The sequence below is a fragment of the Streptomyces sp. NPDC002845 genome (assembly GCF_053591955.1).
In genome coordinates, this window is the sequence record NZ_JBSFUU010000009.1 from 1 (window position 1) to 13,827 (window position 13,827).

Consider the following 13,827-nt stretch of genomic DNA (forward strand, 5'->3'; position numbering starts at 1 on the left):
GTAGCCGCACTCCTCGAACAGGGCGGCGGCCAGCAGCAGGTAGACCACCACACGGGCGGGGATCTTCCGCAGTCGTTGCTGGACGGCACCGGTCTCGGCCAGGACCGCATCGACCATCTCGAACGGGACGATCTGGGTGAGTTCCCCCAGGTGACCGGGGGCGAACAAGCCCTTGGCTACCGTGATTTCACGCGTGATGACACACTGATCGGACAGCGGAGCCTCCGGTGCTGTGAACGGCTGTCTTGGTCGACTGCCAGTTCTACCGGGGCTCCGCTTCTTACGTCCCGAGTCACCGCAGATCAGCGCGTACTTGTCAGCGCCTCCGAAGCCGTAACTTCACGGCCTTGCCCTTTTGGCGCGAACGGAGGCCGCGTCGACGATCGCCGAGGTCCAGTCCACCTCGCCCCGGGCTCCGAGTTCGTCCAGCACCGCCCGGTGCAGCCGACGCCACAGGCCGGCCTCGGTCCATACCGTGAAGCGGCGATGCGCGGTGGCGGAGGACGTGCCGAACGTCGGCGGCAGATGACGCCAGGCACAGCCGCTGGTCAGCACGTACACCACTGCGGTGAACACAGCCCGCTCGTCACGCGGAGCGGTCCCGCCACCTTGCGGTCGAGCCGCGAACGTCGGCAGTAACGGGGCGACCAGCTCCCAGAGCTCATCAGGAACCAGACGCTTCGACAGATCAGCACTCACGGTCGGCATCATGCCGCTCGGACATCAAGTCACGTGGCACAGCCTTCTATGCCTTGACCGATGCGGCCGATCTGGCGGCCTGCTCGATCTTCGCGCAGTAGGCGTCGCGGGCTTCCTCATCGATCTGCATCTCGTGTTCGGGCCGCATCCCGGTTCGGCCATCGACGTCTTCGCGCAGGATGTCGGCGTGCCCGGCATGCCGGTTGGTCTCGCCGAGGACGTGGACCAGGATGGCGAACAGGTTCGTGTTGGGATAAGGCTCCGGCCACCACGGCGCGTGGCCGGGGGCGTCGAGGGGAAGCTCGTTGATCGTCGCGTCTGAGTGTTCCCACGTGCGCCGGTAGGACTCGATAATCTGATCGCGGGTCTCGTCCGCAGTCGCCCACAGATCGCTGCCGTCATGGTCCTGCCACCGAGGCAGCGGTTCCGGGGAAGGGCGGTCGAAGACCTCGCCGAAGTACCTGGCCTCGACGCTGGCCACGTGTTTGACCAGGCCGAGGAGGTTGGTCCCGGTCGCTGTCAATGGTCGGCGGGCGTCGTATTCGGACAAGCCGTCGAGCTTCCAGAGCAGCGCCTTGCGGTCCCGCCGCAGTCTCCCGTGCAGGGTGTCCTTGGCGAATTCATCGATCATGCGGCATGAGCCTGCCATGGACTACTCGCGGCCTCAAGATCCCGTACGTGGACCGCAACGACCGGAAGAGCAGAAGCCTGGCCATGGCCACTGTCCTGAGCTGCCGCAAGAAGCTCGCAGAACTTGCCACGTGAGACAACCTCTTAGGGCCGCTCCCGCGGGTTAGAGTCGAGGAGATCGACATGTCGCTGGAGCTCACGGATGGCGGAGCATGGAACTCGCGGGTCGTGACAGGCAGTTGGCAGAACTCGCGCACTGCTTGGAGAGTTTTGCCGAACGTTCCCTGGACATGGTGTGCGTCGCGGGGTCTGCGGGAAGCGGAAAGACCGCTCTGTTACGGCGATTCGGAGAACAGGTTCTCGCATCGGGAGCGCGTTACCTGAACGCCACGGCCTCCCGGGGGAGGAGACCGTCCCCTTCGGCCTCGTCGAGCACCTCCTGTCCTCGCCGGGTATTCCACGGGGGTTACGCCGACACGTCGCCCGGCTGGTGAGGGAAGGGGCGCACCGCGAGTCGTTCGGCGTGATACCGGCACAGATGCTGCGCTCGCTCTGTGACCGCCTGGCCGACTTCGCTGGCCGGGAAGCGGTGGTGATCGGTGTGGACGACGTCCAGTACGCGGACCCGCTGTCCATGGAGTTCCTGCGCTATCTCGCCCGGCGCTCCCGCCCGACTCGCACCCTGCTGGTCGTGACCTGCGACGACGTACCCGTACCACTCCTGCGGCTGCCGCACCGCCGGCAGATCATGACGGCGCCCCTGACCGAGCGTCAGACACGTCGGCTGTGGGAGCTCGCCACCGGGGGCACCGTCCCCCGAAGGACCGCATTCGACTGCCACCGGCTCAGCGGTGGCAGCCCGCTGCTGCTGACGGCCCTGGTGCGCGACAACGCCCCCGAGGCGGCAGCCGCGCGTGCGGCTTCCCGACACCCCGCGTCGGATGGTGACCTTGTCGTGGGGGAGGACTACGTCCGGTCATGCCTGTGCCTGCTCCACCGGTACCCCTCCCTCGCGGCCGTCGTCAGGGCACTGGCCGTCCTCGGGGCGGACGCCACGACAGAGCTCGCGGCGCGGATGCTGCGCAGCTGCCCGGACGTGATCGCGCCGGACATCGCCCGGCTGGGCAGCACGGGCGTGCTGGACGGCGCCCGCTTCCGCCACCCCGCCGTCGGCGCCGCGGTCCTGGCCGCCCTGCCCGAGCGGGAGAGCCGGGAACTGCACGCCCGGGCGGCCGAGGTGCTCGCCCTCGTGGACGCCGACGTGGTGACGGTCGCCCGGCACCAGCTGCGCGCCCACGAGCACCCCGGGCCGGCCGCCGTGGCGACTCTGTGCGCCGGGGCCAGGGAACTGCTCGCGCGCGGTGAACCCGCGCGGGCCGCCGTCATGCTGCGGGCGGCGGACCGGGGAGAGCTTGATGACAGGCAGCGGGCCCGGATCGCGGTGGGCCTGGTCGACGCCCTGATGCGGTTCAGCCCCTCCGCGGCTCAGGGAGAACTGTGGCGCCTGCTGCCCGCACTGCGGGCCGGTCTGCTTCCCCGCGAGCATCAACTCCGGCTGATCGTCATGCTGTTGTGGTTCGGTCTCGTGGAGGAGGCCGGCGAAGCCGTCGACCTGCTGGTGGCTGCCACGAACCCGGAAGCCCAGGACGACCTGGACCTCGTCAGGCACATCCTGACGTGGATGGGACCGTCCCTGGTGGACCGCCTGCCCCGCCCGAACCCGGCCTCCCCGGCGCGCTCCGGCGTGTCGGCCGCCGCCTGCATCGAGCACACCCTGCGCATACCCCTGCCCGGCGCCGAACTGCCGTGCCGCCTCACCGAGTTGATCCAGGCGGCGGAGCATCCCGAGAACCTGCTCCGCGCGCTGGTCCCGCACACGGTGCGCACCGACGGAGGCGACTGGGGCGATGTGCTGACGGCGGTGTCGTACCTGTCGGCCCAGGGAGGTCTGGCGGCCATCGAGCAGCTCCTGAAGGTGCTGCTCGCGGAAGCCGCACGCACCGGCTCTCTCACCTACCACGCCGTGCTGCTGTGCCTGCGGGCCGAACTGGCCCTGAAACGGGGGGACATGCCGACCGCGGCCACGCACGCAGGGGCAGCGCTGGAGACGCTGCCCCTGGGAGAATGGGGGGCGATCGCCAGCTGGCCGCTGTCCGTGCTGACCGCCGTGGCGGCCGCGGGCAGCGACGGGGTACCGACGGAAGTCCTGCGGCATCCGGTGTCCGAAGAGTCCTTCGCGACGGGTGGCGGGATGCTGCACCTCCTGGCCCGCGGCCGGTACTGCCTGGCCACGGGGCGCCTGTACGCGGCGCTCCGGGATCTGACGATGTGCGGACGTCTGATGGCCGAGTGGCCGGGCGCGCAGGACCATCCGCTGCCCTGGCGGAGCACCGCGGGCGAGGTGTACCTGCGCCTGGGACGGCCGGACCGCGCCTGTGCCCTGGCCGAAGAGGAACTCGCCCACCACGGAGCCCAGAACGAACGGATCCGGGGTGCCGCACTGCGCGTCCTCGCGGCTGCCTCCGCTCCACCCGAGCGCCTGTCCCTGCTCCAACGGGCCGTGCGAGCACTGCGCGAGAGCGGTGACCGATATGAACTGGCCCGCGCCATGGCCGACCTCGGCCGCGCGCACGAGACCGCCGGGAACGCCAGACAGGCGGAGGCGGCCTGGCGCCAGTTCCACAACCTCGCGGCCAAGTGCGGGGTGCACCCGCTGCCCACCGACCCCGGCCCCGGCCCGCGCGCGTCCACCACAACCGAGCCCCAGGACCTGCTCTCCGACGCCGAGCGACGTGTCGCGGCCCTCGCCGCTTCGGGCCGCTCCAACCGGCAGATAGCCGAGCAGCTCTACATCACCGTGAGCACGGTGGAACAGCACCTGACCCGGGTCTACCGCAAACTGGGTGTGTGCGGCCGCGTGGACCTGTCCCGCACCTTGAGAGCCGGTGCACCGGACGACTACCCGCAGGGGGGATGCCGGCGTGACGCAAAGGAAGCGCCCCGCTCCGTCAACCGGGGTGAAAGGCACGCCTGCCGGACCGGACAGCGGCAATGACCGGACCCGGCACCGCCATCCCCGCCCCCTGTGAGCGCGGCGTGGGCGGCTGAGGTCCGGCGCCCGACCCGGCAACATGGCCGGAGCGGACGCCGGTGCGGGACCCGGCTGAGGAGGGCGCATGGACGGCTTGGTCACGTTGGCCGGCGCGGCAGTGGTGCTGATCATCCTGCGGGATGTGTTCCACACGTTGTGGCACCCGACCCGGCACGGAGGGCTGAGCCGGGCCGTGATGACGGGCCTGTGGCGGCTGTCCTCCCGCGTCCCCGGGGGTCGCAGGTCCGTCGGCCTCGTCGGGCCGCTCGGCATGGTGGCCGTGGTGGCGATATGGGCGTGCGGTGTGGCCGTGGGCTGGGCCGTCGTGTACTGGCCGCACATGCCGGAGGCGTTCGTCTTCTCCGGCGCGCTGGAACCGGCCGAGCACTCCCGGCCGGTGGACGCCCTGTACGTCTCTCTGGTCATCGTGGCCACCCTCGGCCTCGGCGACATCGCACCCGCGGAGCCCTGGCTGCGCATCGTGGCGCCCCTGGAGTCACTGGTCGGCTTCGCGCTGCTGACCGCCACCGTCTCCTGGGTCCTCGGCGTCTATCCCGCACTGGCCCGACGCCGGGCGCTGGCGCTGCGCATCTGCCACCTGCGCCGCGCCGGTCTGCCTGCCGCCTACCTGGACTCCGACGCGGGGGCCACCGCGCTGGACGGGCTCGCCACCGACATCGCGCGGGTGTGTGTGGACCTCGCGCAGTATCCCGAGTCGTACTACTTCCACGACGGCTCCGGCGACACCTCCCTCGCCCGGGCCATCGGCTACGCCGCCGACCTCGCCGAACGGGCGGAGCGGGGACACCACTCGGGCACCCGCGTCGCGGCGTCCGTGCTCTCGGCGGCGCTCGACGACCTCGCGTCCGTGCTCGACGAGCGCTTCCTGCACACGGGACAGGCCCGGCAGCAGGTTCTCGGCGCCTACGCGCGCGACCACGGCAGCCGCTGACGGGAACCGGGCCCCGGTGTCAGCCGTGACCTTCCCGGCGCGGTGAGCACTGCTCGTCGGGCAGGGAGCGCATCCTCGCCCGGTACGTGGCCGCGTCGACACGGCCGTGCAACCGCCGTACCACGAGCCTTCGCCCCGCTGTCTCCACTGCCGCGCGCCGCCGCGGGAGCCGAGGCCGAGGCGGTCGGCGGCTCCCGGCGGACGCCAGGAGGCGGGCCGTGTCGTACCAGGCGCCCGCGAGAATCAGCAGGAGAAGCAACGCGGCTGTGGCAACCATGGCACCGGTCCTACGAGGAGGCGCTCCACCGGTACGGGAGAGGTCGCTCGCAGAGTGCGTCCGGCCGCTGTCGGACACAGGGGCCGGTTCGGTCCGCGGTACGGGCCGACCGTCCCCTTTCGCCGGGTGACCGGGGAGACCAGGTCGAGCCTCACCCGGTCCTGTCCACCCACGCTCGCCCCCCTCATGCCCAGGCCAGGGCAGGCGTGCTGAAGAGGTTGCTCACTTGACTACCGGGTGTCACACACGGTTTGCTCCGGGCCAGCGAAAGTCGCACAGCCGGTACACATCATTCCGGTGGCCGCCGACATCGCTGCCCGTCATGCCGCCCGGCCGCACAGCGAGGTGCCGCACCTTCATGAACTCGTCCCCCGCATCGCACGCCGCCAGAGCCGCGCGTGGCACGGCTCTGGCCCTCACCGTGGCCGTCTGCCTGCTCATGGCCGGCTGTTCCGCCCTCGGCGGGACGGACTCCGACTCCGGCGACGACTCGACGGGCGGAGCGAACACCCCTCGGATCAAGGTCGCCTTGGTCACCCACGGCGCCGCCGGCGACGACTTCTGGGAACTCGTGCAGATGGGCGCGCAGGCGGCGGCCGCCAAGGACGACATCGAGCTGACGTACATGAGCGACGCCGACGCCACGGAGCAGGCGAAGCTGGTGCGGGACGCGGTAGCCGACAACGTCGACGGCATCGCGGTGACCCTCGCCAAGCCGGAGGGGATGCGGGCCGCGGTCGCCCAGGCCCGGGCGGCCGGGATACCCGTGGTCGGGCTGAACTCGGGTATCGACGCCTGGGTCTCCCAGGGCCTGCTGGAGTACTTCGGCCAGGACGAGAGTGTCGCGGGCCGGGCCGTCGGCGACGAACTCGACGATCTCGGTGCCCGGCGCGCCCTGTGCGTCATCCACGAGCAGGGCAACGTCGCCCTGGAGGCACGCTGCGCCGGGGTGAAGAAGGCGTTCGGCGGCGAGACCGAGATCCTGTACGTCGACGGCACCGACATGGACGCGGTGGCCGCCTCCGTCGGGACCAGGCTGCGGCAGGACACGGGCATCGACGAGGTCGTCACGTTGGGCGCACAGTTCGCCCTCGCCGCGGTCGACGCCGTGCGGGACGCCGGCAGCAAGGCCGAGGTCGCCACCTTCGACCTCAACAAGGACCTGGTCAAGGCCGTGCAGAGCGGGGACGTGCAGTTCGCGGTGGACCAGCAGCCGTATCTGCAGGGCTATCTCGCCGTCGACTCGCTCTGGCTCTACGTGTCCAACGGCAACGTCAGCGGCGGGGGAGTGGCCCCGGTGCTGACCGGCCCCGCCTTCGTCACCAAGGAGAACGTGGCCGGAGTCGCCAAGTTCGCCGAGAATGGGACACGTTGACCCGGCACCGCCGTACCCGCGCGTTAAACGGAATCCATCCCTCCGGTGAACTCGCATAACAGCGGAGCGAAGGTTTACACCCCTCACCGCGCGTACGGTCACTTGTACGGATAGCATCCTGCGCACCCGCTGTGCCGCACCCGGCACATGGCCTCTGGCCGTGCTTGCTCCACCACCCCATCCAGCTCTCTCACCGCTCACCGCTCAAGGACGACGATGCCTTCACGGACACGGACCGGTGCCCGGCGCCGTCTCGGCTCCATACGCCTCTCGCTGATCCTCCTGGCGCTGATCCCCAGCGTCACCCTCGCCGCCATGTGGAGTGTGACGACCGCCCAGATGTTCTCGGAGGGTCTGGGGCTGCGCGCGCAGACCGGGCTGAGCAAGGCGACCGGGGCCATGGGCACCGACGCCACGCTCGCGCTGCAACAGGAGCGCGGCCTCTCGGCCGACTGGCTGGCCGAGCCCGGCGGCTCCCGTGCCGCCCTGGACGCACAGCGCGAGACGACGGACGCGGCGGTCGCCAAGCTGGTCGGCCGGCGGGACGAACTCGACGCGGTGCCCGACCGTATCGGCGACCGCATGTACTCCGTCATCGCCGCGGCGGGCAGCCTGGAGTACTACCGCGGTCAGGTGGACAACCCCACCAACATCACCGCCCAGCAGGCCCTGGAGCAGTACACCTCGATCATCGACGACCAGATCCATGCCTTCGAGGAGCTCTCCCAGGTCGACGACGGCGACCTCACCTCGCAGGCCGCCCCGCTCGTCGGCCTGGAACACGCGGCGGAACTGGTCTCCCAGGGAGATGTGCTGCTGACCCTGGCCTGGCCGTCCGGGCAGCTCGACGCGGAGTCCGTGACCCGGTTCGCCGAGGTGGTCAACGCCCGCCGCTGGCTCGTCGAGGACAGCATCCTTCCCTCGCTGACCGGCAGCGCGAAGACCGAGACCGAGCGGATCCTGCAGAGCCCCGAATGGCAGACCCTGCAGAGCATCGAGGACCAGATCCTCGCCGCCGGCCACACCGGCAGCGGCACCGCCCGGAAGATCGAGTTGCCGGACGCGCAGCAGCGCTGGAACAGCGCGATGGACGCACTCGTTGTCCAGTACGCGGAGCTGATCCAGCAGCAGACCAAGGACCTGCTCGAACGCAGCGGCGCCGAGTCCCGCGAACTGCTGATCACCGCGGCCTCCTTGAGCGCCGGCGGACTCGTCGCCCTGCTGGTGTGCGTCATCCTGTCCTGGCGCATCACCCGCTCCATGTCCCGGCGCCTGCGCGGACTGCGCATGGCCACGCTCGGCCTGGCCCAGGAGCGGCTGCCCGACGTGGTCGAACGGCTCAACCGGGGCGAGAAGGTCGACGTGGACTCCGCCACCCCGCCGCTGGACTACGGCACCGACGAACTCGGTCAGGTGGCAAAGGCGTTCAACACCGCGCAGCGCACCGCCGTGCACACCGCGGTGGAACTCGCCGACACCCGGCGCGGCTTCCAGAAGGTCATCCTCGGCATCGCCCGGCAGAGCCAGAACCTCGTCAACCTCCAGCTCACCAAGCTCGACGCGCTGGAACGCGAGCACCAGGACCCGCGGATCCTCCAGGGCCTGTACGAACTCGACTCCACCGCCAGCCAGCTGCGCCGCTACGAGGAGAACCTCGTCATCATCAGCGGCGAGCGGCCCGGCCGTACCTGGACCGAGCCGGTCGCGCTGATCGACATCCTGCGCAGCGCCGTCGGCGAGGTCGCCCAGTACCAGCGGGTCGAGGTGCACGCCGACGACGAGGTGAGCATCGCCCCGCCGGCGGTCGCCGACGTCATCCACCTGCTGGCCGAGCTCATCGACAACGCGACCAGCTACTCGCCCCCTCCGAGCCCCGTCGGCGTACGGGCCGCGGTGGTGGCCAAGGGCCTCGCCATCGAGATCGAGGACCGCGGGCTCGGCATGTCCGACGAGGAGTACGCGTCGTTCAACGAGCAGCTGAGGGTGGCCCCGCAGTTCGACGTGGTGGCGCTGGCCGACGACCTCCGTCTCGGCATGTTCGTGATCGCCCGGCTCGCCACCCGGCACGGCATCGCGGTCACCCTGCGCTCCTCGCCGTACGGCGGAACCACCGCGATCGTGCTGATCCCGCACGAGATCGTGGTCCGCGAGAGTGACGACGAGCCCGTCGCGGACGACGAGGAGGTCCTGGAGCCGGTCATAGCGGCGAAGGCCTCCGACGGCGGCCCCGGGCCGGTCCCGCTGCCCCAGCAGCGCTCCGGGGAGGCGGAGCCCGCCGCCGCACATACGCGGACGAGCGACGCCACCGCGGCCGTGTCCGCCTCGCGAACCGTCACCCGCTCGTCCGTGGGTGCCACGGGAAAACCACGGGGCGACGGACTCGCCCCGCTGCCGCGCCGCGTGCCGCAGACCAGCCTGGCCGCGGAGCTCAGGGAGGATTCCGAGCCCGAGCCGGCCGACGACACCTTCGACGACTTCACCGCGGAAAGCGCGGCCTCCTCACTCGCCGGTTTCCAGCGCGGCACCTTCCAGGCCCGTGACGACGAGGCCGAGGCCGAGTACGAAGAGAAGAGCGAAGAGAAGGAGGCACCCATTTCCGAAGCCGCACCCGAAGGCGCGGGTGCGCAGGTCTCCGCCGCAGGCCCGTCCGTCCCCTCAACCCCGCCCGCAGACCGCTGATGAAGGACAGAGAAATGACACGCCCCATCCCCGCCACGCACAGCCAGCTCGACCAGCTGCTCACCGGACTGGTGGACCGGGTCGCCGAGGTGGACCACGCCGTCGTGCTCTCCGAGGACGGCCTGGTCGTCAGCAAGTCGACGGCATTCGTGCGGGACGACGCCGAGCGTCTCGCCGCGACCGCGTCCGGCCTGATGAGCCTCAGCAAGGGCGTCAGCATGGACTTCCGGCGCGGTCCCGTGCGTCAGGCGCTGCTGGAGATGGCGGGCGGCTATCTGATCCTCACCAACGCCGGTCCCGGCGCCCATCTCGTCGTGCTCACCAGCAAGGGCGCTGACGTGGGCGTGGTGGCGTACCAGATGAACATGCTGGTGAAGAAGATCGGCGAGCACCTCAGCGCGGCACCGCGGGCGGGCGCCGCTGCCGCCGTCGACAGCGGCGAGTGAGGTGAGCGGAGGCGATGCGGCGGGCCGGCTGGTACGCCCGTTCACCCTGACCGGCGGCCGCACCCGACCCAGCCGTACCGACTTCACGCTGATCACGACGGTGACCGCGGTGGACCCACCGCCCGCCGGAGCGATGCGGCCGCAGCCCGAGCACGCGCGGATCCTGCGGTTGTGCCCGCGGCCGATCGCCGTCGCGGAGCTGGCCGCGCACCTCGACCTCCCGGTGAGCGTGGTCGCCATCATGCTCTGCGATCTGCTGGAGGCGGGCCGGATCACCGTCCACCCGCCGCGGCCCGTCTCCCGTACCGCGGACCTGGACCTGCTGCAGAAAGTGAGGGACGGCCTTGGCCGGCTCTGATGCCACCGTTCACGCGACGCCGGCGCCCGAAGCACCCGGAGCACCCGAAGCGGTCAAGATCCTGATCGCCGGGGGGTTCGGCGTCGGCAAGACCACCATGGTCGGCTCGGTCAGCGAGATCGTGCCGCTGCGCACCGAGGAACCGCTGACCGTCGCCGGCCTGGGCGTCGACGACCTCAACGGCATCGAGGAGAAACAGGCCACCACCGTGGCCCTGGACTTCGGCCGGATCACCATCAGCCAGGACCTCGTGCTGTACCTGTTCGGCACCCCCGGCCAGCAGCGGTTCTGGTTCATGTGGAACGACCTCGCCATCGGCGCCCTCGGGGCCGTGGTCCTGGTCGACGTGCGCAGGCCGGAGTCCAGCTTCGCCGCCATCGACTTCTTCGAGCGGCGGGGCATCCCCTTCGTCATCGGCGTCAACGGCTTCTATGGGGACCACCCGTACGACGCGGAGGAGATCCGGGACGCCCTCGCCCTGCCCGAGGGCGCCCAGGTGCTGCTGTGCGACGCCCGGGAGCGCGGCTCGTCCCGGGACGTGCTGATCGCGCTGATCGACCAGCTGATCGCCACCTCCACCCGCGCGAACGGCACACAGCAGGAAGCCCCGACGGCTACCTGACCAAGCCCGCCACGTGCTCCGTGATCGTGTCGAGGATGTCCTTCCAGGCCGCGTCGTCGCCGAGGACCAGGAAGTTCAGCGTCATCCCGTCGGTCATCGCGGCCAGATAGCGGGCCAGCACCGGCACGGGGACCCGGAGTTCGAACCCCATGTCCTGCCGGAGCTGTTCGATCAGCCCGGCGTAGGTGTCGACGTACAGCTCGTACTGCCGCCGTGCCAGATGCTCGAACCCCGGCTCGCGCAGGGCGTACTGGGTCAGCTCGTAGGTGAGCATGTGCTCGTCGGGGTGGGCGCACACATGGTCCCAGTAGGCCTGGAGGCCCGCCCGCACGGTCTCCTTGAGGGTGGCCCGCGGGCGGATCGCCTCCTTCACGATCGTGACGTAGTGGTCGGTGATCGTGGTGATGACGGACTCGATCAGGGCCTGCTTGGAGTCGAAGCAGTAGTGGAAGACGCTCAGCGACAGGCCGGCCTCCGCGGCGATGGACCGGGTCGTCGTCCTGGGGACGCCGTCCCGGGTCATCGCGCGGATCGCGGCCTCGGTGAGCTGCCGGCGCCGTTCGGCCGACGGCATCCGTGCCATGGAGTTCCCTTTCGCTCCCTCCGGGGAGTCAACTGCTGTAGACGCCCACCTCGTAGAGGGAGTAGCCCCATTGGGTACCGCGCGCCAGCCCGTGGATACGGAGGTAACGCGCCGGTGTGCCGCTGAACCTGGCCGTGTCCAGGCCGCCGTCACCGGTGGTGGTGGACCAGACGGTCCCCCAGTTCGTGCCGTCGGTGGACAGCTCGATCCGGTACGACTTCCCGTACGCGCGCTCCCAGTCGAGGGTGACCCGCTTGACCAGGCTCGTGGAGCCCAGGTCGAGCCGGAGCCACTCGTCGTCCTTCCAGTCGCTGGCCCAGCGGGTCCCGGAGTCGCCGTCCACCGCACGGCCGGGGGCGTAGCTGGTGAACGGGTTCGACTCGGACGAACTGGCCGTCGCCGACGAGCCCTTGGCGAGATTGACTCCGGCCCGGTGGTTCTCGGACGCCGCCCAGGTGCCGAGGTAGGACTCGGCGCCGCGGAGCAGGTCGTCCACGACGTCCTGGCCGCCGACGAGGCGGATGTCCTCGATCCAGTCCGGGATCATGCCGGCGTGGGCGGCGCCGTCGGTGTTCACGTCCCAGGTCCGCTCGCCGCTGGTCTGCCGGTCGATCAGGGAGCCGCCGTCCGCGCTGCGGAAGGGGTAGGTGACGGGGTTCGCGGTGTCCGCGCCGCGCGGGGCGGGGTGCTCTCCGATGCCGTTGAAGTCGGTACCGAAGCCGTAGCCCACGCCGTACTTCTCGCGCAGCGCGTCCGTGCGCCTCGCCTCTTCGCTGAACTCCTCGGAGCCGTGCATGTACTGGGCGACGAAGCCGCCGAGGGAGTAGACCCGCTCGGTCCAGTTCAGGTCCATCCAGCTGTGCGAGGACAGGACACCGGGGTACGACTCGGCCTCCAGGATGTCGAGCACCCGGCCGGTGGCCTTGACGCTCATGTGGTCGATCTCGACCATCATCTTCCGCTTCATCATGCCGCGCAGGGCGTACTCGCCGAGACCGGTGAGACCGCGGACATTGCACTGGGCGTTGTCGTCGTACTCGGGGACCTCCACGCCGTCCGGAAGGTCCTCCTCGGCCTCGGTCGCCTCCGGCTCGCCGATCGGGTTGTCCTTCTGCGGGCCGGTGCACTTCTCCGTCTGCCAGAAGGTGCCCGTCGACAGGAACTGGCCGATGTTGATCGCGGTGCCGAGGCCGTGCTCGTCGAACCGCACGCCGCACAGCGCGTTGTCGAACTTGTGGCACAGGAACATGCTGCGCACGCCGAGGTCGTACAGCTCGTCGAGCCCCTTGTCGATGTCCGCCTTGCTGCACTGGGCGATGTCCAGGATCTGCTTGCAGCCGAACGGCTCGGAGGTCTCGACACCCAGGACCACGGCGAGCTTGCCCTGCTCGATCACCTCGCGTGCCTGCGCGCTGTCGGTGACGATCCGGAACCAGCCCTTGCCGGGGCCGCCGTACATCTTGTCGATGTACGCCTCCATGTCGTACGTCAGCTTCGCCTGGAGCCGGATCGAGGTCATCTCGTCGCAGCTGCGGTCCTTGAAGAAGTAGACCGAGCAGATCACGCCGTTGGTGACCAGGTCGTTGACGAGGACCCGCTGACCGCCGCGCCAGGCCCGCTCGATCCAGGCGTAGTAGTTCGCCTGATGGGTCATCGAGTCGTACGCCGGCCAGTCCTTGAACGTCGGCCAGCCGACCGGGTCGTGCCTGCCGTCACCGCCGTGGGTGATGTAGTCGAAGATCGCGAGCGTGCCGTCCGGGTAGTGCTCGGGGCAGTCCTTGAGCGCCTCGGCGACGCCCTGCTCCGAGAACGGCTTGCCGCAGATGAGCCGCCCGCCGAACGCCTCGTTGGACATGATGTGGTTGTGCGCGTCGACGAGACCGCGCACCTCGCCCTGGGGGCCGGTGCCCGTGAAGGGCGCTCCCGTCACATTGATCTGCGAGTCCGGTGCGGGGCGCGCGGACGGGTTCCACCACCCGGTCTCGGCCCCCGAACTGGGCGTCGGGGCAAGCGTCATGGCCATCACGGCGAGCAGCAGGGACAGCAGCACGAAGGGTCTGCGCCGGGTGCGCGGCCGTCGCGTCATCGCGGTCATCATTCACGTCCTCGGTGTGG

At 70.3% G+C, this 13,827-nt stretch carries 15 protein-coding genes; 9 read left to right on the plus strand and 6 right to left on the minus strand.

The features are described from left to right. The 3 genes from ACWD3C_RS08380 to ACWD3C_RS08390 all read right to left on the minus strand — a co-directional run. The coding region (locus ACWD3C_RS08380) for a transposase domain-containing protein (protein WP_451141723.1) at positions 1-216 on the minus strand (216 nt) is incomplete at its 3' end. A gap of 123 nt (positions 217-339) precedes the next feature. Continuing rightward, positions 340-699 carry a transposase gene (locus tag ACWD3C_RS08385; RefSeq protein WP_451141441.1) on the minus strand — a complete coding sequence of 120 codons (360 nt, stop codon included), beginning with the start codon at positions 697-699 and terminating at the stop codon, positions 340-342. A gap of 46 nt (positions 700-745) precedes the next feature. Further along, a complete protein-coding gene (locus ACWD3C_RS08390; protein WP_451141443.1) occupies positions 746-1,330 on the minus strand; it encodes a DinB family protein in 585 nt (194 codons plus the stop codon). Positions 1,331-1,335: 5 nt separating this feature from the next. Here ACWD3C_RS08390 and ACWD3C_RS08395 point away from each other — a divergent pair, with 5 nt between their 5' ends. From ACWD3C_RS08395 to ACWD3C_RS08410, 4 genes are all read left to right on the plus strand, one after another. Continuing rightward, on the plus strand, positions 1,336-1,464 hold the full coding sequence (locus ACWD3C_RS08395; protein ID WP_451141445.1) for a hypothetical protein: 129 nt from the start codon (positions 1,336-1,338) through the stop codon (positions 1,462-1,464). A 77-nt stretch (positions 1,465-1,541) separates the two neighbouring features. After that, positions 1,542-1,823, plus strand: coding sequence for an ATP-binding protein (locus ACWD3C_RS08400; protein ID WP_451141447.1), 282 nt, complete (start codon positions 1,542-1,544; stop codon positions 1,821-1,823). 44 nt (positions 1,824-1,867) lie between these two features. Next, the gene (locus ACWD3C_RS08405; protein ID WP_451141449.1) at positions 1,868-4,384 is read left to right on the plus strand and encodes a LuxR C-terminal-related transcriptional regulator; all 2,517 of its coding nucleotides are present in this window, start codon (positions 1,868-1,870) and stop codon (positions 4,382-4,384) included. A 121-nt stretch (positions 4,385-4,505) separates the two neighbouring features. Then, positions 4,506-5,372 carry a potassium channel family protein gene (locus ACWD3C_RS08410; RefSeq protein ID WP_451141451.1) on the plus strand — a complete coding sequence of 289 codons (867 nt, stop codon included), beginning with the start codon at positions 4,506-4,508 and terminating at the stop codon, positions 5,370-5,372. Between the two features lie 19 nt (positions 5,373-5,391). Here the strand turns inward: ACWD3C_RS08410 and ACWD3C_RS08415 are convergent, their stop codons facing one another. After that, positions 5,392-5,649: a hypothetical protein gene (locus ACWD3C_RS08415; RefSeq protein ID WP_451141453.1), complete on the minus strand. Its 258-nt coding sequence runs from the start codon at positions 5,647-5,649 to the stop codon at positions 5,392-5,394. 358 nt (positions 5,650-6,007) lie between these two features. On the opposite strand from ACWD3C_RS08415, the gene ACWD3C_RS08420 reads away from it, so the two are divergent. The 5 genes from ACWD3C_RS08420 (at position 6,008) to ACWD3C_RS08440 (ending at position 11,129) form a co-directional block, all read left to right on the plus strand. Further along, entirely contained in the window at positions 6,008-7,024 is a 1,017-nt protein-coding gene (locus tag ACWD3C_RS08420) for a substrate-binding domain-containing protein (protein WP_451141455.1), read from the plus strand. Between the two features lie 216 nt (positions 7,025-7,240). Then, complete coding sequence (locus ACWD3C_RS08425) at positions 7,241-9,703, plus strand: sensor histidine kinase (protein WP_451141457.1); 2,463 nt, start codon at positions 7,241-7,243, stop codon at positions 9,701-9,703. A gap of 14 nt (positions 9,704-9,717) precedes the next feature. Then, the gene (locus tag ACWD3C_RS08430; protein WP_451141459.1) at positions 9,718-10,149 is read left to right on the plus strand and encodes a roadblock/LC7 domain-containing protein; all 432 of its coding nucleotides are present in this window, start codon (positions 9,718-9,720) and stop codon (positions 10,147-10,149) included. Between the two features lies 1 nt (position 10,150). Continuing rightward, positions 10,151-10,507 (plus strand): DUF742 domain-containing protein, encoded by a 357-nt coding sequence (locus ACWD3C_RS08435; protein WP_451141461.1) that lies wholly within the window; start codon positions 10,151-10,153, stop codon positions 10,505-10,507. Beyond that, positions 10,494-11,129, plus strand: coding sequence for a GTP-binding protein (locus ACWD3C_RS08440; RefSeq protein WP_451141463.1), 636 nt, complete (start codon positions 10,494-10,496; stop codon positions 11,127-11,129). The genes ACWD3C_RS08435 and ACWD3C_RS08440 overlap by 14 nt, the downstream gene beginning before the upstream one ends. Here the strand turns inward: ACWD3C_RS08440 and ACWD3C_RS08445 are convergent. Further along, positions 11,122-11,712, minus strand: a complete 591-nt coding sequence (locus tag ACWD3C_RS08445) for a TetR/AcrR family transcriptional regulator (protein ID WP_451141465.1) — start codon at positions 11,710-11,712, stop codon at positions 11,122-11,124. The genes ACWD3C_RS08440 and ACWD3C_RS08445 overlap by 8 nt on opposite strands. A 28-nt stretch (positions 11,713-11,740) precedes the next feature. Next, positions 11,741-13,798 (minus strand): discoidin domain-containing protein, encoded by a 2,058-nt coding sequence (locus tag ACWD3C_RS08450; RefSeq protein ID WP_451141467.1) that lies wholly within the window; start codon positions 13,796-13,798, stop codon positions 11,741-11,743. Between the last annotated feature and the right edge of the window lie 29 nt (positions 13,799-13,827).

Coding starts and splice junctions, on each gene's coding strand:
- ACWD3C_RS08390 (WP_451141443.1), bottom strand. CDS start 1,330: ATGATCGATGAATTCGCCAAGGACACCCTGCACGGGAGACTGCGGCGG.
- ACWD3C_RS08395 (WP_451141445.1), top strand. CDS start 1,336: ATGAGCCTGCCATGGACTACTCGCGGCCTCAAGATCCCGTACGTGGAC.
- ACWD3C_RS08400 (WP_451141447.1), top strand. CDS start 1,542: ATGGAACTCGCGGGTCGTGACAGGCAGTTGGCAGAACTCGCGCACTGC.
- ACWD3C_RS08405 (WP_451141449.1), top strand. CDS start 1,868: ATGCTGCGCTCGCTCTGTGACCGCCTGGCCGACTTCGCTGGCCGGGAA.
- ACWD3C_RS08410 (WP_451141451.1), top strand. CDS start 4,506: ATGGACGGCTTGGTCACGTTGGCCGGCGCGGCAGTGGTGCTGATCATC.
- ACWD3C_RS08415 (WP_451141453.1), bottom strand. CDS start 5,649: ATGGTTGCCACAGCCGCGTTGCTTCTCCTGCTGATTCTCGCGGGCGCC.
- ACWD3C_RS08420 (WP_451141455.1), top strand. CDS start 6,008: ATGAACTCGTCCCCCGCATCGCACGCCGCCAGAGCCGCGCGTGGCACG.
- ACWD3C_RS08425 (WP_451141457.1), top strand. CDS start 7,241: ATGCCTTCACGGACACGGACCGGTGCCCGGCGCCGTCTCGGCTCCATA.
- ACWD3C_RS08430 (WP_451141459.1), top strand. CDS start 9,718: ATGACACGCCCCATCCCCGCCACGCACAGCCAGCTCGACCAGCTGCTC.
- ACWD3C_RS08445 (WP_451141465.1), bottom strand. CDS start 11,712: ATGGCACGGATGCCGTCGGCCGAACGGCGCCGGCAGCTCACCGAGGCC.
- ACWD3C_RS08450 (WP_451141467.1), bottom strand. CDS start 13,798: ATGACGCGACGGCCGCGCACCCGGCGCAGACCCTTCGTGCTGCTGTCC.